The 24,045-nt window shown below is 39.7% G+C and carries 26 protein-coding genes, 8 tRNA genes and 2 rRNA genes; 32 read left to right on the forward strand and 4 right to left on the reverse strand.

What is annotated here, in order from left to right; all coding sequences use genetic code 11:
• The 11 genes from ACFQ4X_RS17145 to rocF form a co-directional block, all read left to right on the forward strand.
• Positions 1-84, forward strand: a 23S ribosomal RNA gene (locus ACFQ4X_RS17145); the annotation flags it as partial.
• A 150-nt stretch (positions 85-234) separates the two neighbouring features.
• Positions 235-350 (forward strand): 5S ribosomal RNA (rrf, locus tag ACFQ4X_RS17150).
• 29 nt (positions 351-379) lie between these two features.
• A tRNA-Asn gene (locus tag ACFQ4X_RS17155) sits at positions 380-454 on the forward strand.
• A gap of 9 nt (positions 455-463) precedes the next feature.
• Positions 464-539 (forward strand) — tRNA-Thr (locus tag ACFQ4X_RS17160).
• Between the two features lie 14 nt (positions 540-553).
• Positions 554-628, forward strand: a tRNA-Glu gene (locus ACFQ4X_RS17165).
• 10 nt (positions 629-638) lie between these two features.
• A tRNA-Val gene (locus ACFQ4X_RS17170) sits at positions 639-714 on the forward strand.
• A 5-nt stretch (positions 715-719) separates the two neighbouring features.
• Positions 720-795, forward strand: a tRNA-Thr gene (locus ACFQ4X_RS17175).
• Positions 796-857: 62 nt separating this feature from the next.
• Positions 858-942 (forward strand) — tRNA-Tyr (locus ACFQ4X_RS17180).
• Positions 943-989: 47 nt separating this feature from the next.
• Positions 990-1,063 (forward strand) — tRNA-Gly (locus ACFQ4X_RS17185).
• An 8-nt stretch (positions 1,064-1,071) separates the two neighbouring features.
• Positions 1,072-1,147, forward strand: a tRNA-Ala gene (locus tag ACFQ4X_RS17190).
• Between the two features lie 420 nt (positions 1,148-1,567).
• Positions 1,568-2,467: an arginase gene (gene rocF / locus ACFQ4X_RS17195; RefSeq protein WP_379837354.1), complete on the forward strand. Its 900-nt coding sequence runs from the start codon at positions 1,568-1,570 to the stop codon at positions 2,465-2,467.
• A gap of 28 nt (positions 2,468-2,495) precedes the next feature.
• Here rocF and ACFQ4X_RS17200 read toward each other — a convergent pair whose 3' ends face one another.
• Positions 2,496-2,666, reverse strand: coding sequence for an aspartyl-phosphate phosphatase Spo0E family protein (locus ACFQ4X_RS17200; RefSeq protein ID WP_077365737.1), 171 nt, complete (start codon positions 2,664-2,666; stop codon positions 2,496-2,498).
• 201 nt (positions 2,667-2,867) lie between these two features.
• Between ACFQ4X_RS17200 and sigW the strand changes: the two genes are divergently transcribed.
• From sigW to glmS, 6 genes are all read left to right on the forward strand, one after another.
• The gene (gene sigW / locus ACFQ4X_RS17205; protein ID WP_066285604.1) at positions 2,868-3,443 is read left to right on the forward strand and encodes an RNA polymerase sigma factor SigW; all 576 of its coding nucleotides are present in this window, start codon (positions 2,868-2,870) and stop codon (positions 3,441-3,443) included.
• Between the two features lie 6 nt (positions 3,444-3,449).
• Positions 3,450-4,112 carry a zf-HC2 domain-containing protein gene (locus tag ACFQ4X_RS17210; RefSeq protein ID WP_379837357.1) on the forward strand — a complete coding sequence of 221 codons (663 nt, stop codon included), beginning with the start codon at positions 3,450-3,452 and terminating at the stop codon, positions 4,110-4,112.
• Between the two features lie 337 nt (positions 4,113-4,449).
• Positions 4,450-5,283 carry a diadenylate cyclase CdaA gene (gene cdaA, locus ACFQ4X_RS17215; RefSeq protein ID WP_066285608.1) on the forward strand — a complete coding sequence of 278 codons (834 nt, stop codon included), beginning with the start codon at positions 4,450-4,452 and terminating at the stop codon, positions 5,281-5,283.
• A complete protein-coding gene (locus ACFQ4X_RS17220) occupies positions 5,267-6,520 on the forward strand; it encodes a CdaR family protein (RefSeq protein WP_379837359.1) in 1,254 nt (417 codons plus the stop codon). Before cdaA ends, ACFQ4X_RS17220 begins: the two co-directional genes overlap by 17 nt.
• Before the next feature lie 18 nt (positions 6,521-6,538).
• Positions 6,539-7,879: a phosphoglucosamine mutase gene (glmM, locus tag ACFQ4X_RS17225; protein ID WP_379837361.1), complete on the forward strand. Its 1,341-nt coding sequence runs from the start codon at positions 6,539-6,541 to the stop codon at positions 7,877-7,879.
• Between the two features lie 482 nt (positions 7,880-8,361).
• Complete coding sequence (glmS, locus tag ACFQ4X_RS17230; protein WP_379837363.1) at positions 8,362-10,164, forward strand: glutamine--fructose-6-phosphate transaminase (isomerizing); 1,803 nt, start codon at positions 8,362-8,364, stop codon at positions 10,162-10,164.
• A gap of 44 nt (positions 10,165-10,208) precedes the next feature.
• Here glmS and ACFQ4X_RS17235 read toward each other — a convergent pair whose 3' ends face one another.
• Positions 10,209-10,538 (reverse strand): Mpo1-like protein, encoded by a 330-nt coding sequence (locus ACFQ4X_RS17235; protein WP_379837365.1) that lies wholly within the window; start codon positions 10,536-10,538, stop codon positions 10,209-10,211.
• Positions 10,539-10,706: 168 nt separating this feature from the next.
• Between ACFQ4X_RS17235 and ACFQ4X_RS17240 the strand changes: the two genes are divergently transcribed.
• From ACFQ4X_RS17240 to ACFQ4X_RS17265, 6 genes are all read left to right on the forward strand, one after another.
• Positions 10,707-11,054: a MerR family transcriptional regulator gene (locus tag ACFQ4X_RS17240; protein WP_379837367.1), complete on the forward strand. Its 348-nt coding sequence runs from the start codon at positions 10,707-10,709 to the stop codon at positions 11,052-11,054.
• A complete protein-coding gene (locus ACFQ4X_RS17245) occupies positions 11,051-11,515 on the forward strand; it encodes an SRPBCC family protein (RefSeq protein ID WP_379837369.1) in 465 nt (154 codons plus the stop codon). Before ACFQ4X_RS17240 ends, ACFQ4X_RS17245 begins: the two co-directional genes overlap by 4 nt.
• A 99-nt stretch (positions 11,516-11,614) precedes the next feature.
• Positions 11,615-12,037 carry a pyridoxamine 5'-phosphate oxidase family protein gene (locus ACFQ4X_RS17250; protein ID WP_379837371.1) on the forward strand — a complete coding sequence of 141 codons (423 nt, stop codon included), beginning with the start codon at positions 11,615-11,617 and terminating at the stop codon, positions 12,035-12,037.
• Positions 12,038-12,172: 135 nt separating this feature from the next.
• On the forward strand, positions 12,173-12,670 hold the full coding sequence (locus tag ACFQ4X_RS17255; protein ID WP_379837372.1) for a hypothetical protein: 498 nt from the start codon (positions 12,173-12,175) through the stop codon (positions 12,668-12,670).
• Between the two features lie 13 nt (positions 12,671-12,683).
• Complete coding sequence (locus tag ACFQ4X_RS17260; protein ID WP_379837374.1) at positions 12,684-13,538, forward strand: ABC transporter permease subunit; 855 nt, start codon at positions 12,684-12,686, stop codon at positions 13,536-13,538.
• A complete protein-coding gene (locus ACFQ4X_RS17265) occupies positions 13,535-14,530 on the forward strand; it encodes an ABC transporter permease (protein ID WP_379837376.1) in 996 nt (331 codons plus the stop codon). Before ACFQ4X_RS17260 ends, ACFQ4X_RS17265 begins: the two co-directional genes overlap by 4 nt.
• Before the next feature lie 42 nt (positions 14,531-14,572).
• Here ACFQ4X_RS17265 and yjcZ read toward each other — a convergent pair whose 3' ends face one another.
• On the reverse strand, positions 14,573-14,755 hold the full coding sequence (gene yjcZ, locus ACFQ4X_RS17270; protein WP_379837378.1) for a sporulation protein YjcZ: 183 nt from the start codon (positions 14,753-14,755) through the stop codon (positions 14,573-14,575).
• A gap of 125 nt (positions 14,756-14,880) precedes the next feature.
• Between yjcZ and ACFQ4X_RS17275 the strand changes: the two genes are divergently transcribed.
• From ACFQ4X_RS17275 to ACFQ4X_RS17285, 3 genes are all read left to right on the forward strand, one after another.
• Positions 14,881-15,090 carry a hypothetical protein gene (locus tag ACFQ4X_RS17275; RefSeq protein WP_379837380.1) on the forward strand — a complete coding sequence of 70 codons (210 nt, stop codon included), beginning with the start codon at positions 14,881-14,883 and terminating at the stop codon, positions 15,088-15,090.
• Between the two features lie 149 nt (positions 15,091-15,239).
• On the forward strand, positions 15,240-15,368 hold the full coding sequence (locus tag ACFQ4X_RS17280) for a hypothetical protein (RefSeq protein ID WP_379837382.1): 129 nt from the start codon (positions 15,240-15,242) through the stop codon (positions 15,366-15,368).
• Between the two features lie 133 nt (positions 15,369-15,501).
• Positions 15,502-16,371: a metal-dependent hydrolase gene (locus ACFQ4X_RS17285; protein WP_379837384.1), complete on the forward strand. Its 870-nt coding sequence runs from the start codon at positions 15,502-15,504 to the stop codon at positions 16,369-16,371.
• Positions 16,372-16,636: 265 nt separating this feature from the next.
• Here the strand turns inward: ACFQ4X_RS17285 and ACFQ4X_RS17290 are convergent, their stop codons facing one another.
• Positions 16,637-19,027, reverse strand: coding sequence for a transglycosylase domain-containing protein (locus tag ACFQ4X_RS17290; RefSeq protein ID WP_379837386.1), 2,391 nt, complete (start codon positions 19,025-19,027; stop codon positions 16,637-16,639).
• A gap of 110 nt (positions 19,028-19,137) precedes the next feature.
• Here ACFQ4X_RS17290 and ACFQ4X_RS17295 point away from each other — a divergent pair, with 110 nt between their 5' ends.
• The 6 genes from ACFQ4X_RS17295 to ACFQ4X_RS17320 all read left to right on the forward strand — a co-directional run bounded on the left by ACFQ4X_RS17295 (position 19,138) and on the right by ACFQ4X_RS17320 (position 24,003).
• Positions 19,138-19,434, forward strand: coding sequence for a hypothetical protein (locus ACFQ4X_RS17295; RefSeq protein ID WP_379837388.1), 297 nt, complete (start codon positions 19,138-19,140; stop codon positions 19,432-19,434).
• Positions 19,435-19,731: 297 nt separating this feature from the next.
• A complete protein-coding gene (locus ACFQ4X_RS17300) occupies positions 19,732-20,649 on the forward strand; it encodes a GNAT family N-acetyltransferase (RefSeq protein ID WP_379837390.1) in 918 nt (305 codons plus the stop codon).
• Between the two features lie 51 nt (positions 20,650-20,700).
• A complete protein-coding gene (locus ACFQ4X_RS17305; protein WP_379837392.1) occupies positions 20,701-21,309 on the forward strand; it encodes a TetR/AcrR family transcriptional regulator in 609 nt (202 codons plus the stop codon).
• 410 nt (positions 21,310-21,719) lie between these two features.
• Positions 21,720-22,265 carry an RNA polymerase sigma factor SigX gene (gene sigX, locus ACFQ4X_RS17310; RefSeq protein ID WP_379837394.1) on the forward strand — a complete coding sequence of 182 codons (546 nt, stop codon included), beginning with the start codon at positions 21,720-21,722 and terminating at the stop codon, positions 22,263-22,265.
• Positions 22,252-23,430, forward strand: coding sequence for a hypothetical protein (locus ACFQ4X_RS17315; RefSeq protein WP_379837396.1), 1,179 nt, complete (start codon positions 22,252-22,254; stop codon positions 23,428-23,430). Before sigX ends, ACFQ4X_RS17315 begins: the two co-directional genes overlap by 14 nt.
• Positions 23,431-23,544: 114 nt before the next feature.
• The gene (locus tag ACFQ4X_RS17320; protein WP_379837398.1) at positions 23,545-24,003 is read left to right on the forward strand and encodes a C40 family peptidase; all 459 of its coding nucleotides are present in this window, start codon (positions 23,545-23,547) and stop codon (positions 24,001-24,003) included.
• Positions 24,004-24,045 lie beyond the last annotated feature (42 nt).

Below are 24,045 nucleotides of genomic sequence, written 5' to 3' on the forward strand. Positions count from 1 at the left end.
GAGATGATGAGGTTGATAGGTCTGGTGTGGAAGCGTGGCGACACGTGGAGCTGACAGATACTAATCGGTCGAGGGCTTATCCTTAAAATTGTATGAAACGTTTGGCAACGTCGTATCTAGTTTTGAGAGAACATAAAATGATGAAAATCATTAAAAAAATCTCTTGCAAAATGTATGGAAATATAATAAAATTTATCTTGTCCCAACAGGATATATTATTTTGAGAGTACTAGGTCCAGTGATGATGGCGAAGAGGTCACACCCGTTCCCATACCGAACACGGAAGTTAAGCTCTTCAGCGCCGATGGTAGTTGGGGGTCTCCCCCTGTTAGAGTAGGACGTCGCTGGGCTTTATCTCAAAATACGCAAATTATATTATTCCACAGTAGCTCAGTGGTAGAGCTATCGGCTGTTAACCGATCGGTCGTAGGTTCGAGTCCTACCTGTGGAGCCATTACTTTTTGCTTCCATAGCTCAGCAGGTAGAGTGCTTCCATGGTAAGGAAGAGGTCACCGGTTCGAGCCCGGTTGGAAGCTCCATATCATAAATATATGGCCCGTTGGTCAAGCGGTTAAGACACCGCCCTTTCACGGCGGTAACACGGGTTCGAATCCCGTACGGGTCACCAACTTTTCTTTGGAGGATTAGCTCAGCTGGGAGAGCACCTGCCTTACAAGCAGGGGGTCGGCGGTTCGATCCCGTCATCCTCCACCATTTATGCCGGTTTAGCTCAATTGGTAGAGCAACTGACTTGTAATCAGTAGGTTGGGGGTTCAAGTCCTCTAGCCGGCACCATCAAATTTTACTAACGATTAAAATTTGATTTTAGAGATCTAAGAACGTCTCTTTTTTTATGTGGAGGGGTAGCGAAGTGGCTAAACGCGGCGGACTGTAAATCCGCTCCCTCCGGGTTCGGCGGTTCGAATCCGTCCCCCTCCACCATCTTTGTATAAGATTTAAAAAGACAGACAATACTGCTTTTAGATAATGCGGGTGTAGTTTAATGGTAAAACAAGAGCCTTCCAAGCTCTGGTCGTGAGTTCGATTCTCATCACCCGCTCCATTTATTCCGGGGCTTTAGCTCAGCTGGGAGAGCGCCTGCCTTGCACGCAGGAGGTCAGCGGTTCGATCCCGCTAAGCTCCACCATATACATAACAATTGATATCAGGCGATGGCCTGATTTTTTTTATATTTAAAAAAGGTTAGAAGATGTACTTATCCATCTTCTTTTTCACTTTTATGAAGGATATACCAAATGTCGAAAAGTCTATAAGCGGAGAATTACGGCTACTAAAACTAAAAAAACAGAATTACGGCTTAGAAAATCAAATTACGTCTATAATTTCAAAGAAAATGAAAATAAAGAAATACCACCGCACTCGTTTTCTTCCTCACTCACTCATTTTCCATTCTATATCTCATAAATATGTATTTCACCATCGAAAGCGCTTTCTTTTTGGTATATCTATGCAAAATTTTGTCCAGTTGAACCATGAAATCCCTTACAGATACAATAGTACTAGGAATTCGTTAGTTTTTTTGTTTTTCATAAGGGAGGAAGAAGAAATGTTAAAAGATATATCAGTGATTGGAGTACCGATGGATTTAGGGCAAATGCGACGCGGTGTCGATATGGGGCCGAGTGCTATTCGATATGCAGGAATTATTGAGCGTTTAGAAAACCTTAACTATCTGGTTGAGGATTTAGGTGATATTGAAATTGCTCGTCCAGAAAAACAAAGTAATGAGAACGAAGGTAATCTTAAAAACTTAAACGGAGTTTTGGAAGCAAGTGAAAAGCTTTCTGAATCTGTATCCAGCGTAATTTCCAACAAAAAGTTTCCATTAGTATTAGGCGGAGACCACAGTATTGCGATTGGAACTTTAGCAGGTGTTTCAAAACACTATAAAAACCTTGGTGTCATCTGGTATGATGCGCATGGTGATCTGAATACCGCAGACACTTCTCCAAGCGGCAATATTCATGGAATGCCTTTAGCTGCCAGCATCGGTATTGGCCATGAGATGCTAACAAACATCAGCGGCTATACACCTAAAGTGAAGCCAGAAAACATTGTTATCATTGGAGCGCGCTCACTTGATGAAGGTGAGAGAGAACTTATAAAAGAAAAAGGCATTAAAGTTTACACGATGCATGAAGTGGATCGTCTTGGTATGACAAAGGTTATGGAAGAGACGATTGAATACTTAGCACATACTGACGGGGTTCACCTTAGTCTTGATCTTGATGGATTAGACCCGCACGATGCTCCTGGAGTTGGTACACCGGTACTTGGGGGAATCAGCTACAGAGAGAGTCATCTGGCGATGGAAATGCTTGCAGAAGCAGAAATAATTACTTCAGCAGAATTTGTAGAAGTAAATCCGATTCTTGATGAGAAGAACAAAACAGCTACGGTTGCTGTGGCGTTAATGGGATCTTTATTCGGAGAAAAACTTTTATAAAATTGTTCAAACAAAAACAGTTGCCTCTCTACGGAAGCAACTGTTCTTTTTCATTTATGCGTTGATATTGATTTAGCAGCTGGTCTATTTCTTGAGAAAGTTCAACAACTTCTTCTGCAATTAAGGGAAGATGTTTCGAAAGTTCATTCATTTGCTGTCTGGAGTGTTCGATTTGTTCAATCAATACATCTCTATGCATACAAACAACCCCTCTCTTCACTCGATAAAGTATTTTATATGATTAATATTCCCAGGCCTTATTAGTTTGAAACACCTAAACTAGAAAAATATACCTTTTTATTTCGCCAAATTCTGCAACATGATAAAATAAAAAAATAAAGAGAATCATTGAAACTTATGGCAAGCTGGTACGTAAATAAAATCCGAGTGGTGATAATAGATGGACGCCTTAGTAGCGAATATGGTTGCCCAAGTCAAAAAAGGGGACCAGGAAGCGTTTGAAGGCATTGTAGACCTTTTTAAAGATAAAATATACCGGCATTGTTACCGGATGGTCGGCAATGGACACGAAGCAGAAGATTTAGCACAAGAAACTTTTTTAAGAGCTTACCGTAATATAAGTAAATACAATAATGAATTTAAATTTTCAACTTGGATTTTCAGAATTGCCACAAACCTATGCATTGACAGGCTCAGAAAGAAGAAACCTGATTATTATTTAGATGCTGAAGTACCTGGCACTGACGGAGCTACGATGTATAGTCAGCTCTCATCTGAAGAACCGCTGCCTGAACAGGTTGTTACAGAAAATGAACGATGGAATGAACTGCAAGAAGAAATTATGAAGCTCCCCGAAAAGTATAGGACAGCAATTGTTCTAAAATATGTAGAAGATTTATCACTGGAAGAAATCAGCCACATAATGGACATACCCGTCCCAACTGTAAAAACTCGTATACATCGAGGCAGAGAAGCGCTGAAGAAAGTATTTCAAATGGTTGTAAAAACGAGGTGAAGAAAAATGCAGTGTGAAGCTTCTGTATTTGATGAATTGATGAACAAAGTACTCGATGGTGAAGCGACAAAGGAAGAAGAGCGTGTCTTTCATGCTCATCTGGAAGAATGTGAATCATGTAAAGAAGAATACGAGCTGCTTTTAGATACTCTAAAAGAATTACAGTTACAGAATCATATTATAAAGGCACCTGAAGGATTTACTCGGGCTGTTATGGCAAAGCTGCCTAAAGAGAAACAGCAGATGAAATGGAAACGATGGATGCAGCGCCATCCTGCTTTAACAGCCGCGGCGATCTTTATGTTCTTTATGGCAGCATCGGTTTTCACAAGCTATAATCAACAAGACCTGGCTGTTGTAAAAGGAGAAGGAAACCTTCAGATCAAAAAGGCTGAAAGGGTAGTCGTTGTCCCAGCTGGGGAAACGATAAAAGGCGACCTTGTCGTTGAGAATGCAGACGTCCGTATTGAAGGAAGAGTAGAGGGCGATGTCACCGTAATAAAAGGTAATCAATATCTTGCATCAGCAGGTGAGGTTACGGGCCACAGTCAGGAAATCGGCCAAGTTGTCGAATGGGTATGGTACAAGTTGAAATCATTGGTTAGTACAAAAGAAGAAACTATGCAATATGATAAAAGCCGTTTAGAGACGGCTTTTTTTGTTGGCTGAAGAAAAATGATGCTGGGGTATCCGCGGCGCGAAGTTTGTCAGGGATTGTCGTCTCGTGGTTATTTTTTAATTAACGTGCGATTAATTCAATTAACGTGAGAAAAAACCCAACTAACGTGGGATTAATCCAGTTTACCGTGGAATTCCCGCTCTAATACCTAGGGTGGTATTAAGCAAAGGGCAGTTTCATTGCCGCTACCAAAAGAATGAGCCTCGAATTTCATAAACTTGAGCCTCTCATGCTCAGTTTTCTTTGTAATGAGGTATGCTATAATAAATAAGTTAAATCCATTATAAACTTCAACTTGGAACACATACCCGAGTTGGGAGGGAAGTTATGTTACCAATCGCAGATTTTAATATTTTTAATTACCTTACACAAATAATTGATATTTTATTGGTGACGTATGTCATCTATAAATTGATCATGATTATCCGGGGAACGAAAGCTGTTCAATTGTTAAAAGGGATAAGCGTGATCATTGTAGTATGGTTCCTGAGCAGTTCGTTCGATCTTCGGACGATGTCTTGGCTGATGGATAAAGTCATTACATATGGTTTGTTGGCCATTATTATTATCTTCCAGCCAGAGCTGAGAAGAGCGCTGGAACAGCTTGGGCGAGGCAGATTCTTTTCAAGGACTGGAATTCCTGAAGAAGAGGAAACTGAGAAAACGATCGCGGCAATTGTGAAATCTACAAACTATATGTCTAAACGCCGTATCGGAGCAATCATCTCAATTGAAAGAGAAACAGGGTTAAGTGAGTACGTAGAGACTGGGATTCCAATTCAGGCGCACTTAACTTCCGAGCTGTTAACGAATATTTTTGTACCGAATACACCGCTTCACGATGGAGCTGTCATTATAAAACAAAGTCAGGTTTTTGCAGCTGGCTGTTATTTGCCGCTTACAGAAAGTCCGTTTGTTTCAAAAGAACTTGGGACAAGACACAGAGCAGCATTAGGAATCAGTGAAGTAACAGATGCTATAACGGTTATAGTTTCTGAGGAGACAGGTACGATCTCCCTTACAAAAAACGGGGAAATCTATCGGAATCTGGACGAAGAGTCTTTAAGAAATTTGTTAAATGCAGAATTGATTATTGCGAATAAGTCCACTTCCTCAACTCGCTGGAATTGGAGGGGAAAGAAAAATGGACAAACTCCTTAATAGTTCATGGTTTGTTAAAATCATTGCTTTCCTCCTTGCTTTAATGATGTATACCATCGTTACAATGGAAACGCAGGAAGAAGCAGCTAACCGTTCTATTTTTTCAAAAATGTATACGGAAAGTGAGACCATTCAGGACGTTGAAATTACACCTTATTTTGATGAAAGGCAATATGTCTTAACCGATTTGCCCTCTTCAGTAGATATTACCTTAACAGGCTCGAGCCGGTTAATTACAAAAGCCACAAAAGTAGATAAAGAAGTCGAAGCATATATTGATCTGACTAATGAGGATCCGGGCAATAAACGGGTTAAAGTAAATGTCCGAGGTTTGCCTGAAGGCGTTAAGGCGAAGGTGAAGCCTGAATACATTGATGTAATCCTTCATAAGAAAGTTACGAAAGAGATGCCGGTTAACGTTGATCTGAAAAACACAAGAAAGCTCCCAGAGGGTTATACAGCTGGAGATGTTGAATTCTCTCCAAAATCCGTCAAAGTAACTGGTCCAGAAGGAATGATCGATCAGATCTCATTTATAACGGGATTTGTTGACGTAGGGAATGCGGACGAGACTATACAAACCAAAGTGCCTTTACGAGCATACAATCAACAAGGCGACCTCATTGATGTTCAGGTTTCTCCTGAAACGGCAGAGGTATCAGTGCCGATAAAGAAACCTAAAAAAACAGTACCTATTTCCATCCGTACAAGTGGAGAGCTGGAAGAAGGTCTAACACTTGCGTCAGTAACATCTGATCCAAATGAGATTACGCTGACAGGTACAACAACTTCTTTAGATAAATATGATTCATTTAAAGAGATTTCTATAGATCTTAGCAAGATTAAAAAAGATACAACATTAACCGTGGATGTTCCTGTTCCAGATGGAATTGAATCTGTTTCTGTAAAAGAGGTATCCGTTTCGATTGACGTTGAAGATGAAGAGGTTACACGAACGTTTGAAGATGTTCCATTAACATTGCTTGGCACGACCGATGAGAAAAAAGCTACTATTCTAGACCCTGAAGATGGCGCCGTCGATGTGACGGTGCGAGGCAAGAAGAGTGCGCTTGATTCGCTCCAAAAATCAGATCTCGAAGGTATTTTAGATGTGAGCCAGCTTGAAGAAGGAACTCACGAAGTAAAGATAGATTGGAAAAATCCTGCTGATATTGATCTGACAGATACAGTTCAAGAAGCCAGTGTGGAAATTCAAACAGAAACTAGCAGTCAATAGATGAAGGAGAGAGCAATAATGGGAAAATATTTTGGTACCGACGGAGTAAGAGGAGTTGCAAATACAGAGCTGACGCCTGAACTTGCCTTTAAATTAGGACGTTTCGGAGGATATATTCTAACAAAAGATACAGATAAGCCAAAAATCTTGATCGGCCGTGATACACGAATTTCAGGACAAATGCTGGAAGGCGCTCTTATAGCTGGCCTTTTATCCATCGGTGCAGAAGTAATGCGCTTAGGTGTTATTTCAACACCTGGAGTTGCTTTTATTACAAAAGCGCTGGGCGCACAAGCGGGAATCATGATCTCAGCTTCTCATAATCCAGTTGCGGATAATGGGATTAAATTCTTTGGAGCAGACGGTTTCAAGCTTTTAGATGAGCAAGAAGCGGAGATTGAAGCACTTTTAGATAAAGATACAGATGAACTGCCTCGTCCTGTAGGAGGCGACCTTGGCTCTGTCAGCGATTATTTTGAAGGCGGACAGAAATACATGCAATATTTAAAACAAACGATTCCTGGAGACTTCTCAGGATTGCATATCGCACTTGACTGTGCACACGGTGCTACATCATCACATGCACCGCACTTATTTGCTGATCTTGAAGCAGATATTTCAACGATGGGCACTAGCCCAAACGGCTTAAACATTAATGAAGGTGTTGGAAGCACTCATCCAGAGAAGCTTGCTGCGCTTGTAAAAGAAAAAGGCTGTGACATGGGATTAGCGTTTGATGGTGACGGGGACCGCTTGATTGCGATCGATGAAAAAGGAAATATTGTCGATGGTGACCAGATTATGTTCATCTGTGCGAAGCATCTTAAAGACCAGGGCCGTTTGAAGCAGGATACGGTTGTATCAACAGTTATGAGTAACCTTGGATTTTATAAGGCAGTCGAAGCAAGCGGCATGAAATCTGCCCAAACGGCTGTTGGTGACCGTTACGTAATGGAAGAGATGCGCAAGAACGATTTCAACCTGGGCGGAGAGCAGTCCGGCCACATTATTTTCTTAGATTACACAACGACAGGTGATGGACTTCTTTCTGGAATCCAGCTTGCATCTATTCTAAAAGCAACTGGCAAACCATTATCAGAGCTTGCAGGAGAGATGAAGAAATTCCCTCAGCTTTTAATCAATGTTAAAGTAGCAGATAAATCTAAGCTGAACGGAAATGAAGCGATTAAAGCGGCTATCGACCAAGTGGAAACAGAACTTGAAGGAAACGGCCGAGTGCTTGTACGTCCTTCTGGAACAGAACCACTTGTGCGCGTAATGGTAGAAGCACCTACTGAAGAACTTTGCCAGAAGCATGCAGAGACTATCGTAGAAGTTGTTAAACAAGAGTTAGTATAAAAAGGAAGACTTTTATCCGACATAAAATGAAAAAGGGCACGAAACATATGCATATGCGGCTCACACAAAGGGCTGCTTATGCATATTTTTTTATTATGGAACTTTATGTTTCAACTTTTTCTGAAATAGGGAAAGAATAATAATTGACGGTTTTGAAAAACCCGTGTATGATTATTTTTGTTTACTTCAAATAAAAGGAAGGAGTTTACAGTTAATCATTCATCCAAAAAAGCGCCTGAACTGCTGATCGGAAAAAAGCAGTTGACGAGGAAGAGGTTCATCGATATTTCGGCGGATGCCTCTCGGAACATTCACTTCCGTAAGCTTTTGTTCAAACCAGGCAAGGTGACTTCCTGTACAAAGACGAAAGCAAGTGAAACCAAAATAAAAATAGAAAACATAGGTGGGGTTGTGAGCCCCGCTCACGGCCCTCTTATGTAAGCCGTCAGCAGAGTGTGATGGCTTAAGGAGGACGTTTATTTATGTGTGGAATCGTAGGTTATATTGGAAATAATGATGCAAAAGAAATCTTATTGCGTGGTCTTGAGAAATTAGAGTACCGCGGATATGACTCAGCAGGAATTGCTGTACTTAACGAAGACGGAGTTCACGTATTCAAAGAAAAAGGCCGTATTGCTAACTTGCGTGAGAGTGTTGATCTAGGTGTTGAAGCATCTGTAGGGATCGGACATACACGCTGGGCAACTCACGGTGTTCCAAGTAAAGTGAATTCACATCCACACCAAAGTTCAACAGAGCGTTTTACACTTGTGCACAATGGTGTAATCGAGAACTATGAACAGGTGAAGAAGCAATACATTTCAGGTGTTGAGTTATTGTCTGAAACAGATACAGAAGTAATCGTTCAGCTGGTAGAACACTTTGTAAAAGAAGGCATGGAAGTGGAAGAAGCATTCCGCCGTACATTGTCTGAACTTAAAGGTTCTTATGCGATCGGTTTAATCGACAACGAAAACCCTGAAACCATCTATGTTGGTAAAAACAAAAGCCCATTATTAGTGGGTAAAGGTGAAAGCTTTAACGTTATTGCAAGTGATGCAATGGCTATGCTTTCTCAAACAGATCAATACGTTGAATTAATGGATAAAGAAATTGTAATCGTGACTCGTGACAGCTATACCATCAAGACTCTTGATGGTGAAGTTGTAGAACGTGCACCTTACACAGCAGAACTAGATGCAAGCGACATTGAAAAAGGCACGTACCCTCATTTCATGTTAAAAGAAATTGATGAGCAGCCTTTCGTAATGCGTAACATCATTAATCAGTACCAAAACGAAAATGGCGACCTTAAGCTCGATGATGATATCCGTGCTGCAATGAAAGGCGCAGACCGTGTGTACATCATCGCATGCGGAACGAGCTACCATGCAGGTCTTGTTGGTAAGCAGCTTATCGAAAGCATTGCAAACATCCCAGTTGAATCACACATCGCAAGTGAGTTTGTTTACAACATGCCGCTTTTATCTGAAAAGCCATTGTTCATCTTTATCTCACAATCCGGTGAGACTGCAGACAGCCGTGCCGTATTAGTAGAGATCAAAAGACTAGGTCACAAAGCATTAACGATCACAAACGTTCCGGGATCTACACTTTCTCGTGAAGCAGACTATACGCTTAACTTATATGCTGGTCCTGAGATCGCTGTTGCTTCAACAAAAGCATACACTGCACAAATCGCAGTTCTTGCTATCTTAGCTGTTGATTCTGCTCGTGCAAAAGGCATCGAGTTAGACTTCAATCCGCTTCAGGAGCTTGCGATTGTAGCAAACGCTATGGAAGTTTTATGTGATCAAAAAGAAGAGATGGAACAGATTGCTCGTGAGTTCTTAGCTGTAACTCGCAACGCATTCTTTATCGGCCGTGCTGCTGACTTCTATGTATGCTTAGAAGCTGCACTTAAGCTTAAAGAAATCTCTTATATCCAAGCAGAAGGATTTGCTGGAGGAGAACTTAAGCACGGTACGATCGCGTTAATCGAAGACGGTACGCCAGTTATCGCTCTAGCAACTCAAGAGCATGTTAACTTAAGTATCCGCGGTAATGTAAAAGAGGTAGCGGCACGCGGTGCGTACACTTGCGTGATCTCTATGGATGGACTGCAAGAAGAAGGCGATCGCATCGTTCTTCCGAAGATCCACCCATACTTGACTCCGCTTGTATCTGTACTTCCAATGCAGCTGATCTCTTACTACGCAGCGCTTCACCGCGACTGTGACGTAGATAAGCCGCGTAACCTTGCTAAGTCAGTAACAGTAGAATAAATGAGAGTAAAGACCCCATTTCTATCTTGAAATGGGGTTTTCTTTTACATACTTTTCTCTTTCGAAAGTTTACTTAATTCATTCCCTAGCTGCCCAAACAAAATCATCCGATACATACGAAAATCGGCTCTCAAAGACCAGAATGGATGTCCAAAAGTAGCAGGCTTATTTCCCTCAATGAAAAAGTGGCTGAACCAGGCAATGCCGTAAGCTACAACAGGAGCTAATAAAAGAAACCAAAGGCTTTTCCAAACCGCAAGTATAATAAAGATAAAGACAAATGAAGTACCAACAAAATGCCACGCTCTAGTCGATGGTTTGCTATGCTGCGAAAGATAGAATGGCCAAAATTCTTCGTAATTCTTAAACTCCATGCTAACACCTCCCTATAGTGGTTTAATATTCTCTTATCCAATACTAATTCCTTTTTCTTAAAGGGAAACTCAGCTTCTTGAGGAAGATTATAAAATGATGTGAAAAAAGTTTTGACTCTGTGGTGCGCAACACGGTTTATGATGGAGATGCAGGTGGTGAATGAAAGGATGTATAGAGTTAGTGAGTTTTCAAAAATGACAGGATTAAGCAAGGAGACTTTGAGGTATTATGCAGAGGTGAAACTGCTTGAACCAGCTTACATTGATCCAAAGAATAATTACCGTTATTACGATAATGGATCATATTTAATTGCAATGATCCTGGTAAGTTTGAGAAAATTCAACTTTACGATTCAAGAGATGATCACCGTTATTGAAGATGAATCCTTCGAAAACCTGGAAAACATCCTTAATCAAAAAAAGCGGGACATTCAGAAAAAAATAGAGGAATTGCACGGCACAATAGATGAAATCGACCAGTTTTTAAAGTGGGGAAATGAGGAGGATGTAAGATGATAACATGGAATGAAGAGAAGGTAATCTCTGTAAATATAGAAAAGGTGTGGGAACTCTTTTCTGATGAAAATCTGCAGCGCATCATGCCAAACGTTGTAGAACATACACCAATTGAAAAGAAAGAAGATATAGTGGGCTCTACGTATCGTCAATCTTACAAAGAGGGACGAAGAGTGGAAACATACATTGTTGAGACTCTTGGGTATGAAAACACTGAATCAAAAAAATACTTGCGTATAGGGTTTACGTTAGGAAAAGCCTTCGAAATTGAAACAGCCTTTACTTTAATAAAAATAGATGAAATGAGAACCCGCTTTATTTATATGGGATTTACTAAAGGTATTAATTTCTTAGGCAAAGTCATGCTTAAAATCGCTGGTGATAAAAATAACAACAAAGTGGTAAAAGATTTTATGGATAAGGTAGAAGAGGAAGCGATGAAAGAATCTGCTTCTGTTTAACTTTAAACGAGTCTGCTCCGTTCATGCATAACATGATGTTTTATTTTCCATCCTAGAAGGTAGAGTTAGTAGAGCCAGAAAATTAAAGGAGTGGATGAAATGGATAAAGAGCAGCTAAAACAAGAAATATTGAACGTATTAGAAAAAAGGCAAACAGGAGTACTTGCGAGTGTGAAACAGAATAAGCCGCATTCCAGATATATGACCTTTTATCATGATGAACTTACCTTCTATACGCCAACTAGTATCGAAACTCATAAAGCTGAAGAGATTCAGGAAAATCCTAATGTGCATCTTTTAGTTGGTTATGACGGCGATGGATATGGTAACCCTTATCTTGAAGTAGAAGGTACGGCAACAATTCAAGACGAGCAGGGATTAAAGGAAAAGTTTTGGTCTGAGCAGATGTCTCATTATTTTGATGGACCAAATGATCCTAATTATATACTGCTGAAGATAAAGCCAAGTTTAATCAGATTAATGAACAGTGAAGAAAATTCACCGCTAACATTAGAGTTATAAAAAGAAAGGCCTCTCTTTTGAATAAAAGAGGGGTCTTCGTTCGTCTAATATAAATAATTAGACTTCATTTTCCTATAATTGTAAAAAATAGTAAAATAAATAGACCGAACATTCTTGAAATTAAAGGGGGATAACATGAAGAAGATATGGACAGCTATTGGACAATTAGTATTATTAATCGGATGCTCTGAAAAAGAGATAGATAAAGAGCAGAAGTTTACAGTGAAAGATGCAATTGAGAAAGATCATGTAGTCATTCAAAATTTATCGGATAAAGTAAACGAAATTATGACTGGGGCAACGAAAGCAGAACATCTCGTTCCTATGTTTGCTTTTTTAGATGATGTAGAGGCGGATAAAGAGAGTACGTTAAAAGTAACGATTTTTCCTAAAAACGGAGAGCCTACCACAAGTGAATTACACTATGTGAACAAAGACAAGACAATTTTTAAGAATAAGAATAAATCATTCACCATGCCAATAGGTGATATTGAATGTTCGAGTATAATAGCTAGCAGCAGAAATTTAATGGCAGATGGATGTAATGGTAAGTACAGTACTGTTTTAGTCATTCCATTTGGAGTGAGGGAGTATAATCTTGCAAATGTAGAATACAAAAAGCAAAAAAAATAAATAGGGGGACGTTATGCCATATATATTAAAAGATAGTTTGCTCTCTCTCATTCTATCTGTTATTGGAATTATTCTCTTAGGCTCAGTACCGTTTATGTTTAAAGGGATGTCGTTTAGTACAGGCAGCTATTTAGATGGAATAGGGGAACTATTTAAAACGATGATGAAACCTTCTGAAATCGTGTATTTTACCGGAAGCGGAGTATACCCTCTCTTTCCAGAAATATGGGGTATAATCGGATATTCATTAACCATTTTGTTTTCTTCATTTTTTATCGCCATTATCTTAGCGCTTATGTTTGCTCTTGGGATTTTTACGCTTCCAACACGATTAAAGGATAAGATCCGTGTATTTTCGTTTATGTTCGAATCGATTCCTGATGTTCTCATTGCGATTGGAATGCAGTTCTTTATTATCTGGTTTTTTAAGAAGACGAATATTCTCTTGTTTCAGATTGTATCTTTGTATGACCAGAAAACTTATTTTGTACCGATCTTTTGTTTAACGGTATTGCCAACTCTGCTTATTTTGAGGATATTGCTTCTTAATATGGAAGAGGAATTTAAAAAACAATACATTGATACTGCTAAGGGTAAAGGGATTGGCAGATTTCGCATTCTCTGGAGGCATGTACTTCCGAACACGCTGTTAAGTGTTTTTCACCAATCTCGCAATATCCTCTGGTTTATGCTTTCTAATCTATTAATGGTTGAATACTTGTTTAATATCTATGGAGTTACAACACTGGTAAGAGAAATGGGGAACCCTGCTATTTTTACGATCTCTATGCTTCTACTATTTTCACCCATGTTTCTATTTTTTACGGCTCTTAGAATTTTTACGTATAAGTGGGTGGGTGAAAAATGATAAAAGCGATTTGGAAAGACCCTTTTTTTCTAGCGGGCTTTTTATTCATTTTTGCTTTAATTAGTTATAGTTTTTATCATCATTTTGTAATGGATAATGAAATCTATGAAAACCAGATTATTTATGAAGGAATTACACCTGTTGATAGAGCGCCTTTCGAGCCATCCAGCAAGTATTGGTTCGGCAGTGACAGAATGGGAGCAGATTTATTCCATCAGATTATTTCAGGTGCAAAATACACTTTAGGTGTTGCATTCGCTGCGAGTTTACTGAGAATAATCCTGTCATTCTTTGCTGGAATTATGTTACTGAGTGCCGGCAAGGTTCTTCCGGTCATTAAAGGATTAGGGCAATCTTTCTATTATATACCGTCGGCTCTATTAATCTTTTTTATAGTAGGGCCTATTATTTCAATTGAACAAATAACTTTTTGGGAAAAAGCATTTTTTCAGATTATGCTGATGGTCCTAATTGCAGTTCCCAATACGGCAATACTGATAAAGGAAGAAATAAATTTAATCCAGAGAAACGAATTTATCACGAGTGCCAAGTTAATGGGAGGAAGCAGGTACCGTATTTTATTTAAACATGTTATGCCTCATCTATGGCCGAGGCTCGTCCTTATGTATGTCCAGCAGGTGATTGCAGTGTTATTGTTACTTGCTCATCTAGGCATATTAGGTGTTTTTTTTGGAGGAACAATCTATAGGGAATATGGAATGGAATTTTTGATACCTGCTTCCGTTTCAAACGAATGGTCAGGCTTGTTAGGAGGTTATTATGCTCAGTTAAGACTTGCACCATGGCTTGTGTTTTTTCCGGTACTAAGCTTTGCTGCAGTCATCATGGCGTTTAACTTTATAGCGGAGGGAATAAAACGAGCCGGTGATCAATTGCCTGGCAGGAATAAAGTGAAGAAGAGAGAAAAAGGTAAAGAGGAATCTGTCTCAGGCGAATCTTTTGTTTTTTTAACAGAGCGGAAAATAGGATAAACAAAAAAGGCAAGAGCTGAAACTCTCGCCTTTGGACTGTTCTTATCTCAACGTCGCACCGATGATGATGAGAAGGATAAAAAGCACTACAATTAAAGCGAACACTCCGCCGCCGCTTCCGTATCCATATCCGCCGCCATAGCCATAACCGCCACATGGAGAGCAGCAGCCGTATCCGTATCCTGGATATCCCCAGTTACGTTGTTGTTGTCTCTTTCCAAACATGCTGTAATTCCTCCTTCTTTCTTGTGCCTTATGCTTTCATCTATAGTGTATGTCCCAGGAGAAGGAGTGACAGGGACAATACCCTAATTAAAATCAAAAAGTTTTGAAATTAAAGGAGGACAACCATGAGTGAAGTGCTGACAAAGTATAAGAGTTTTACGAATTGGCTTCTGCAGCTTAAACTAATGCCAGAGGAATATTGGCTGGTGCCTATTAAAGATGGGAAATGGTCAGTTGGTGAAATTGTTGCCCATATTAAAGCATGGGATGTCTTTGTCTGGGATGAGAGAGTTGCTTATTTTGTGAGCGGATCTGAAATTCCGTCAAAAAAATAAACGTTGAAGAGATCAACAGCAATGCTGCAAATGAAGCAAAGTCAGGCATATCCAAAAACCAGCTTCTAGATGAAGTGATTGAATGCCGCCAAGTAGTTGCAAAGAAGTTAGGAGAAGTCCCGAGTTTTGTTTGGCAGGAAAAGATTGAAATGGGTTCAAAAATGATTACATTATGTGAATATATTGGCGGACTGGTGGAACACGACGGACATCATAGAATTCAAATTGAAGAATTCCTTACGGCGAAAGGGATTGATGTATTAAAACAGGAAGTGTAGACCGATAGGAAATAAAGTCGAATTTCCCCGGAAATTATTTCAGGAAATAATTGAAGTTATGGAAAGAGCTTCTATCAAGACAGAAGCTCTTTTTTTCGTTACCATATAAGTAAAAATGAAACAAAGAGGGCACATGGATACAATTACGCATACTTTATTCGGATTAACCCTTTATGGTGCGGCAAATAAATCAAATATGGATAAGTCACATAAAAGAGCACTCCTTCTTACAACGGTAGTGGGCAGTCAAATACCTGATATTGACGTGGTCGTTAATCTGACTGAAACAGGGCGAATCATGCAGCAAATGTGGCATAGAGGCTTAACGCACTCGTTTTTTCTGATACCAATCTGGGGAATCGTGATTTACTTTTTGAGTCGTCTATTATTTAAAGTAAAAGACAGGCGGCTTTTTTATTGGGCACTTCTAGCTGTTTTCATACATGATACGAGCGATCTTTTCAATACATGGGGAACCGGTTATATCGAACCTTTCTCCAGTTATCGTGTAACATTCGGGACGATTCCGATTGTCGATTTTGTGTTTTGGTTTCTGATGCTTGCTGGATTCATTGTTTCTCGAAAAAAACCAGCCAGTGAAAGGTATAAAGTATTCAGAGTGGTATGGCTGTTAATGATCGCTCATGTTGCCATCCAGTCTGCTCAAGGATATATCATTTATAATGAAGCAAAGGAAAAGTATGAAGATGTAGCACTGGCTGCAGGTTTTGTGCCTACTCAATTTCATGTGATCGGAAAAGATGGGAACGAAGTAGAGATTGTAAAAGACAGCATTTTTATAAAACCTGAATTAGAGCACCGTTTGATCTCAAAGGATGAAACCGATCTTGCACCGCTTTTTGAAGAGAATCCGAGAGCAAAAACACTTCATGAATGGTCTCCTTTCGTTGTTGTAGTTGAAGAGGATGACAAGCTGGGAATCTATGACCCGAGGTTTTATCGGAATGGAGAATCTTTCTTATATGAGTTCATAAAAAAGTAACCCTGAAATATTTAGGGTTACTTTTTTTGTAATGTCTATTTTCGTATACATTGTTGCTATGAGAAGATGTTGATTTCCGCTCCAGGATGCTCGCTTTCCGCGGGGCGTGCGGTGAGCCTCCTGGGCGCTTCGCACCATCAGGAGTCTCACCTGTCCCGCTGATCCCGCCGGAGTCTCGCACCTTACGCTCCAATCAACTAGTCAAAGATGCGTACTCAACAAAAAATGTGCAAAAACAACAATCTTTTAGAAGGATACTTTACAGTTAATTCGTTTTTGTTTGAGTGTCTGTTGTTGTCGTGTTAGTCTCTGCAGTGCCATCACCTTCTGCTGGCGGATCAGTTGGTGGTGTGTCTGGTTCTGGCTCTGGTTCTTCTGGATCTTCAGGTTCTGTTGGCGGATCCTCTGGTTCAGGGTCTGTTCCAGGATCGTCCGGTTCGTCATCCTGTGGTGGTGGCGGATCAGCCTCATCATCTCCTTTTGGTTCAGTTGGAGGAGGAGGATCTGTATTCTCGTCATCGTCTTCTTTTCTTTTTTCTTCTTCTTTTTGTTTAGACTCTTCTTCCTTTTTCTTTTCCTTATTTTTCTCTTTGTCTTCATTCTTTTTCGATTCTTTCTTCTTTGGAGCTTTCTTTTCTTTTATTGGTGCTAAAAGCTCTTTTGTAGAAGTTCCTTTTACAATGAGCTCTCTAACTGTGTTGGAACCATTCTTATCTTTTGTGATATAGCCAGTATCTTTATTAATATAGATTTCTTCTACGGATTTCGGCTTTTCAAAACCGGCTGTTTTCTTATCTTTCGAAACCTCAGAAACGATTGATTTAAAGATATATTTAGCAATTTTTTGGTCCTCAGGGGTTAAATATTGTTCGGCGTTTGTCTTGTCATACCCCGTCCATACAGCTGCTGTGTAATTGGTGGTATATCCTGCAAACCATGAATCGCTGGACCCTTTTTCAATATCCAATCCTTCAGGCATGTTCGTTGTACCAGTTTTGCCGGCCACTTCTAATCCAGGAATAGCAGCTATTGTTCCTGTACCTCGTTTCACGACGTCTTTCAGCATATCTGTAACCATATATGCGGTGTAGTCATGCATCGCTGCAACAGGTTTTGATTCAAACTTCTTCTCATAGCCATCAGAAAACTTAACTTTACGCAAAGTTGTTGGTTTATGATAAACACCTTTATTTCCAAAGGCTGTGTATGCTCCGGCAAGTTCCAGTGGGGAAGGACCATGCTTAAATCCGCCAATTGCATAAGCGGGATGAGCAGTCTTGATCGGGATGCCGAGGTTATTGGCAAACTTAACGGCATCTTCTGATCCAACTTCCATAAATGTTTTTATCGCAGGAATATTGTAAGACATAACGAGTGCTTCCCGCATAGAAACGTCTCCATGGAATTCATCATCCCAGTTGCCTGCTTCCCAATCACCGATTTTTAATTCCTCATCTTTTATTTGTTTATAAGTCGACCATTTCAACTTTTCGATGGCAGGACCGTAATCAAGAATCGGTTTGATCGTTGAACCTGGCTGCCTTTGTGTGTCAGTGGCATAATTAAATCCTTTTGCGATATCTTCATCACCGCTCGTTCTGTTTCCGCCTAAAGCACGAATGACTCCTGTCTTCGTATCGAGAAGCGCTACACCCGCTTTAAACTTTTCACTAGGATACTTTATATACTCTTCTGTAGACAGAACTTTTTCAGTATGTGCCTGTGCTTTAGGATCCAGAGTTGTGTAGATTTTTAAACCGCCTTCATAAATAGCACGTTCTGAAATGCCTTTCTCTTTTAATTCTTTGATTACTTGCTGAATGAAAGATTCATATTTTAATCGCTTAGCTTTTTCTTTAACCAGTGTATCAGTAACTGAAGTTTTTACTGCTTTTTCTTTCTCTTCTTTTGTAATGGCCCCATTTTTGTACATTAACTCTAAAACTGTATTGCGTCTCTCCTCAGCCGCTTTTGGATGAAGAAAAGGGTCATATCCGCTCGGTCTTTGCGGAAGGCCTGCTAATAATGCAGCTTCAGCTGGTGTTAAATCTTGTAGCGGTTTGTTGAAGTACGTCTTGGATGCAGTTGCAACCCCGTAAGCTCCGCCGCCAAAATAAATCTTATTTAAGTACATCTCTAAAATTTCGTCTTTGGAGTACTTTTGTTCTAACTGAATAGCAAGGTATGCTTCCTGCACTTTCCGCTTAATCGTTTTATCAGGTGATAGCACACTGTTTTTTACGACTTGCTGAGTGATGGTACTCGCACCTTCTGCACCAAAACCATCTTGCACGTTTGCTAATGCCGCTCCAAATATGCGTTTAACATCAACACCCATGTGTTCTTTGAAGCGGGTATCCTCTGTTGAGATAAACGCTTGCTGCACAAGTTCAGGAATGTCTCCAATTTTAGCGTATTCTCTGCGTTCATTGCTTGTAACATAAGTGACAAACTCATCGTTCATATCATAGATCATAGAAGATTGCGGATCATTTAAGGCTTCTTCCGTTAATTTCGGAGTTCCATTTACATAGGCAAATATCATTGCGCCTCCGAAGGTCACGCTGGATAAGAAAAATATGAGAGTAATAATAGCAGTTCGCCGGATCCAGCGTGACCGTTTCTTTTGCTGACGGAGCTCTGTTCTTTTAGCCACAGCACTCTTCCTTTCTTTGGATACTATCCTTGATTTACCCATTCTCTTCCTAAATAAAACAGTTTATGAAATGAATGAAGGGGAAAATGAGTAAAAGAGGGAGTGATCTCATGAAACCACAGACAAAAGAACGCGCTGAGCTTATCTATTCTATGCTCGGACAAATCATTCAAAAAAAGACCGCAAGTGAAATTGAATTAAACCGTTTAACTGAAATATGCCAGCTATTAAAGGAAGATGTAGAAGTAGGAGAAAAGACATTCGGTGTACTGGATGATCTTTGTGAACTCGGAGGGAAAGCATTGGAACTAACCTCGGATAAACAAAGAGAGGAATTTATCCAGCAGGAGGATAGAAAGCTGGAAGAATATTATGAGCACTTTAAAACCTTATTAGAAGAAAAATGATGGGCTGTCCCAAAAGTAAGTTTAACTTACTTTTGGCAGCNGAGAAAGCTTAATCAGAATAGACATGACCTAAAAAGTTTTTATGCTTTTAGTCATCTCCTTATTTAATGTGGACGGAGATGTCGAAGTTTCGACCCATGGTATGTATCAACAATTACTGTAAATTATTTAATAGAGTCTATGGACCCATTAAATTTTTGTCGAACGATTTTAATAGTCATCCTTCGTTGCTTTTAATAAAATGAAATTAAATAAAACGACCAGTCGTTTTAAAATTAATTTCAGGGAGTGAAGCATGTGCTAGTCATTAAACGTTTTAGTGAGTTATCTTTTAACGAAGCTATATCTTTATGGAATGAATCTTGGAAACACTACTTCTCTGATATGACGATGGACCTCAACCGTTTCTTACAAAAAGTAACAGGAGAGGGAATCTCATTAGAAAATTCCGTTGCAGCTGTTTACGAAGGGAAGCTCGCAGGATTTGTGCTTAATAGTTTTAGAACGATTAACGGCAAACAATATGTATGGAACGGCGGCACTGCGATCGCACCTGATTTTAGAGGAATGGGAATCGGGAAAAAATTAATCTCAGTCTGTCTAGAGATATACGAAGAGCAGAATGTAGATATTGCACGTCTAGAAGCAATTAAAGAGAATGAAACAGCAATAAAGTTATATGAAAAGATGGGCTATCAAACGTTTGAAGAACTTGCTTTTATGCAGCATGTAGGAGAGATTTCTGTATTTAAAGGGCTAGGTTCAAATGTCACTGTGAAAAATGCGGATATGCAGGAGATCAAATCATTGCCATTCTTTGAGCCTCTTACTGCATGGCAAACACAATTCCAAAGTTTAAAAGATTTTTCATGTGCGGTTGCAATAGATGGTGAAAAAACTATCGGATATGCAGTATATAAAAAGGGCTTTAAAGAAACAGGAGAGCTGGCAGGCATTGTACTGTATCAGTGTGGGGTTAATCCTGAATATCATCTAGAGGAAGAAGCAACAGCGAATTTGATCAATTTTGCCTTTGCTCCAGAAGAAGGTGCTGTTAGAAGATTAACGATGAATGTCCCTAAAAAGAATGATGCGTTAAACCGCTTATTAAATGAGGCAGGTTTTACTAAGTTCGTGGAACAAGTCCATATGGAGCGTCCGATTAAAAAAGAGATGGAATCCCAGGCAACAAAAACTTTTTCCGAAATAGACTGAAAACTCTGTTATACTTGAAATGGAAGACGTGTCATAAATGGAGGAAGCATCATGCCTAAAGTTTCAGCTCAGTATAAAGAAGAGAAACGAAACCACATACTTGAGAGCGCCCTAAAATGTTTCGGTGAAAAAGGATATCAAGCGACAATTATTGATGATATCGTGAAAGATTCAAACATCAGTAAAGGCGCTATCTATAATTATTTCGAAAGCAAAGAAGAGATCTATTTGCAGCTTCTTAAAAAACGCACCAATACGTTTTTTGAAGAAATGGATGAAGTGAATGCAAACCTTAATAGTGCGAAAGAAAAACTTGCAAATCTCTTTAAGCGATTTAAAAAGCAAGAATTAAAAGAAGATGATCAGCAGACCATGCGTGTTTATATTGAGTTTTGGCTTTATGGCTCGAGGCAAGAAGACTTAAGAAAAATTCTTGCAGAGAGATACAACCGTTTTATAGACTACATTGTTAATATTATAGTAGAAGGCCAGCAGGCCGGAGAAATTAAGAAGGAAATTGATCCGCAGAATATTTCAAGGATCTTCTGGGCAATTCGCGACGGCAATGTATTGCATTATTCTTTTTTAGGGGAAGAAGAGCAATACCGAATTGCCTGGGATACTATTGAAGAAATGTTCTTGAACTATGTGCAGCAATAAAGACGCCGAGACCGGCGTCTTTTTCTATGGCGCTTTTCTAATTCTTTTGTAAAGCCTTCGTTGACAAGTTGATTGGAGCGCAAGGTGCGAGACTCCTGGGGGATCAGCGGGACAGGTGAGATTCCTAACGGCGCAAAGCGCAGAGGAAGCTCACCGCACGCCCCCCCGGAAAGCGAGCAACCTGGAGCGGAAATCAACAACTTCACATAACGACAATGTTTACGAAAACACCTTTTTCTATTTAACGACTTAATTTGTCTAAGGAGTAATGCTTTTGTTGGTAATTATCGACAAATTGGTCCTTTCGGGATGCCTCAATTAAGAGTAGACTAATAGAGTAACATGTTTGTAATGTAACTTTTTATGAGTAAATACGACTACATAAATAGATAGACAGGGGGCCATTCGAGGTGAAGGAAACGTTCGACCGGTTATACGATGAATATCACCACGCGTTGTTTCAATTTCTTTTTTACATGGTCCGAAACCGGGAATCGGCGGAGGATCTTGTTCAGGAAGTTTATATCCGGGTATTAAACGCGTATGAAAGTTTTGAAGGCAAAAGTTCAGAAAAAACATGGTTGTATTCGATTGCCAGGCATGTGGCCATTGACTGGCTAAGAAAACAATCACGGCGCAACAAACGATTTTTGATCTTTGACATTAAAGAAAGTGAAAGCGTACTAAGAGATCAGGACCCCCTTCCAGAAGAGTTAATAGCAAAGAAAGAGTCTTTTAAAGATTTATATAAAATGCTTAAACGCTGTTCTTTAGATCAGCAGCAGGTACTCGTGCTTCGGTACATTCAGTCATTATCTATCTCGGAAACTGCGCAAATTTTAAGTTGGACAGAAAGCAAAGTGAAAACCACCCAGCACCGGGCCATAAAAGAATTGCGCAATTGGCTGGATCAGCAACCGGGCCTGGAGGAGGAATTGAAAGATGGAACCAATTAAGTGGAACGACGAAAACATTGAACAGCATCTTAAAAGTCTGCCCCCTATAAAAGACCGCCGATCTAAACAAGAACTTTATTTAAAGGTACAGGCGAAGGTTCATTATAAAGACAATAAAGGGAAGCGGCTTCCGACGTGGAGTCTTCCAGCCCTTGCGACAGCTTGTGCACTTGTTATTTTTGGTGTATTTGTTCCTGATTTAATGAAAAATGGCGGAAAGATGGAGCAGAACAAAATGGTTCTTGAAGCTGATAAAGGGTCAAAAGGAATGGATGCAGCTTCAACTGCCACAGATGAAAGGGTAAGTCAGAAAGCTGAAAACAAAGTTGTACCTGTTGCTTATCATGGTCCTATACAAGAAAGCAGCCTTGATGGCGGCGAGGTTGATCAAGATTGGGTAACGGTAGGATACTTGGATGATCAGGCACAGCTTGCGATCCCAGTTAGTTTTATCACTCAGCCAAATCATTACTTGGATAAAGTTAATGAACAGCTTCAGAAATTTGACCCGAAGTCAGCAGGACTTGTGGAAAGTCCGCTGCAGCGAGCCAAAATTACAGAGGAAGAAGAAACAGTAATCATTGATTGGCCGGCAGGATCCATATATGAGGCAGAAGAGCCTTTGCTTAAAAACCTAATTGCTTTAACCTTTTCGAATGAAAGTCAGAAGTATAAAGTGGAATTTAGAACAGAAGGTAAAGCTGGATATGATTTTTCAAATTATGGTCTAGTAAAAGATTGGAATCTTGAAGTACCAGGAGCTCCTCATTTCAGGTATGACGCTCCAACAACAGATTCCTTTATTGTCAGCCTATTTTCAACAGGTCAGGAAGCGAAAGATATGCCAGCAGATTTAGATAATGCTCTTGATGTTATGGATGAAGAACAAGAACGCGGTTTGAAACCATTGCTTCCAAAGGACTTAAATCTAGAAGTTAAGGTAACCGGAGAGCATTCAGTTGAGATTACATTCCCTGACTCGTTTAAACTTTTAGCAGATAATCAGGAACATCTTATGATGATTGATGCTATTCTGCTTACGGCTGAGAGCTATGACTACGACAGCATCAAGTTTAATAATACAGGATTAGACTCTATTGGACCTTATCAACTAGATCAGCCAATTGAAGATATCACGGGAACGAATGTATACCACTATCAATAGATTGTCGAAAAAGACTGCAATTTGCAGTCTTTTTCTTATGGGAAAAAAGTAACTTTGCGGTACGGCCCATCGACTAATAGATTGTAAGAGCTAATTTAAGAGAGGATGTTTTATATGAAACGTATACTGCTGGCATTTGTTTCATTAGGGCTCGCTGCACTATTAATTTTAGGTGGTGTAACCGCAGCAAAAGCTTCTCCATCCTATGACCAGGAAGTAACTGAAACCGCTAAACTCTATAAGGGAACTCCATTTAAGTGGGGAGGCACAACGCCAAAAGGGTTTGATGCATCAGGTTTTACCAAATATATTTTTAAAACAACTGTAGTGAATAAAGATATTCCAAGAACTTCAGCCGCTCAATATAAAGGCGGAGCGGCTGTTGTGAAAGGCAAAGAAAAAATGGGTGATCTCGTTTTCTTTAAAACAAATGGTAAAAGTATCTCTTTTGTCGGGATCTATCTAGGCAACAAAGAATTTATTGCAGCAACTTCTAAAGGGGTGCGCATCCAGTCTTTAAACACAAAGTACTGGAAAGACAATTATGCAGGAGCCCGTCGATATTTACCATAATTTCATAGATTTACACAGCTGTTCTCATGTAAAAGAGAGCAG

The sequence above is a fragment of the Fictibacillus halophilus genome, assembly GCF_042680145.1.
Classification (GTDB): Bacteria; Bacillota; Bacilli; order Bacillales; family Fictibacillaceae; genus Fictibacillus; species Fictibacillus halophilus_A.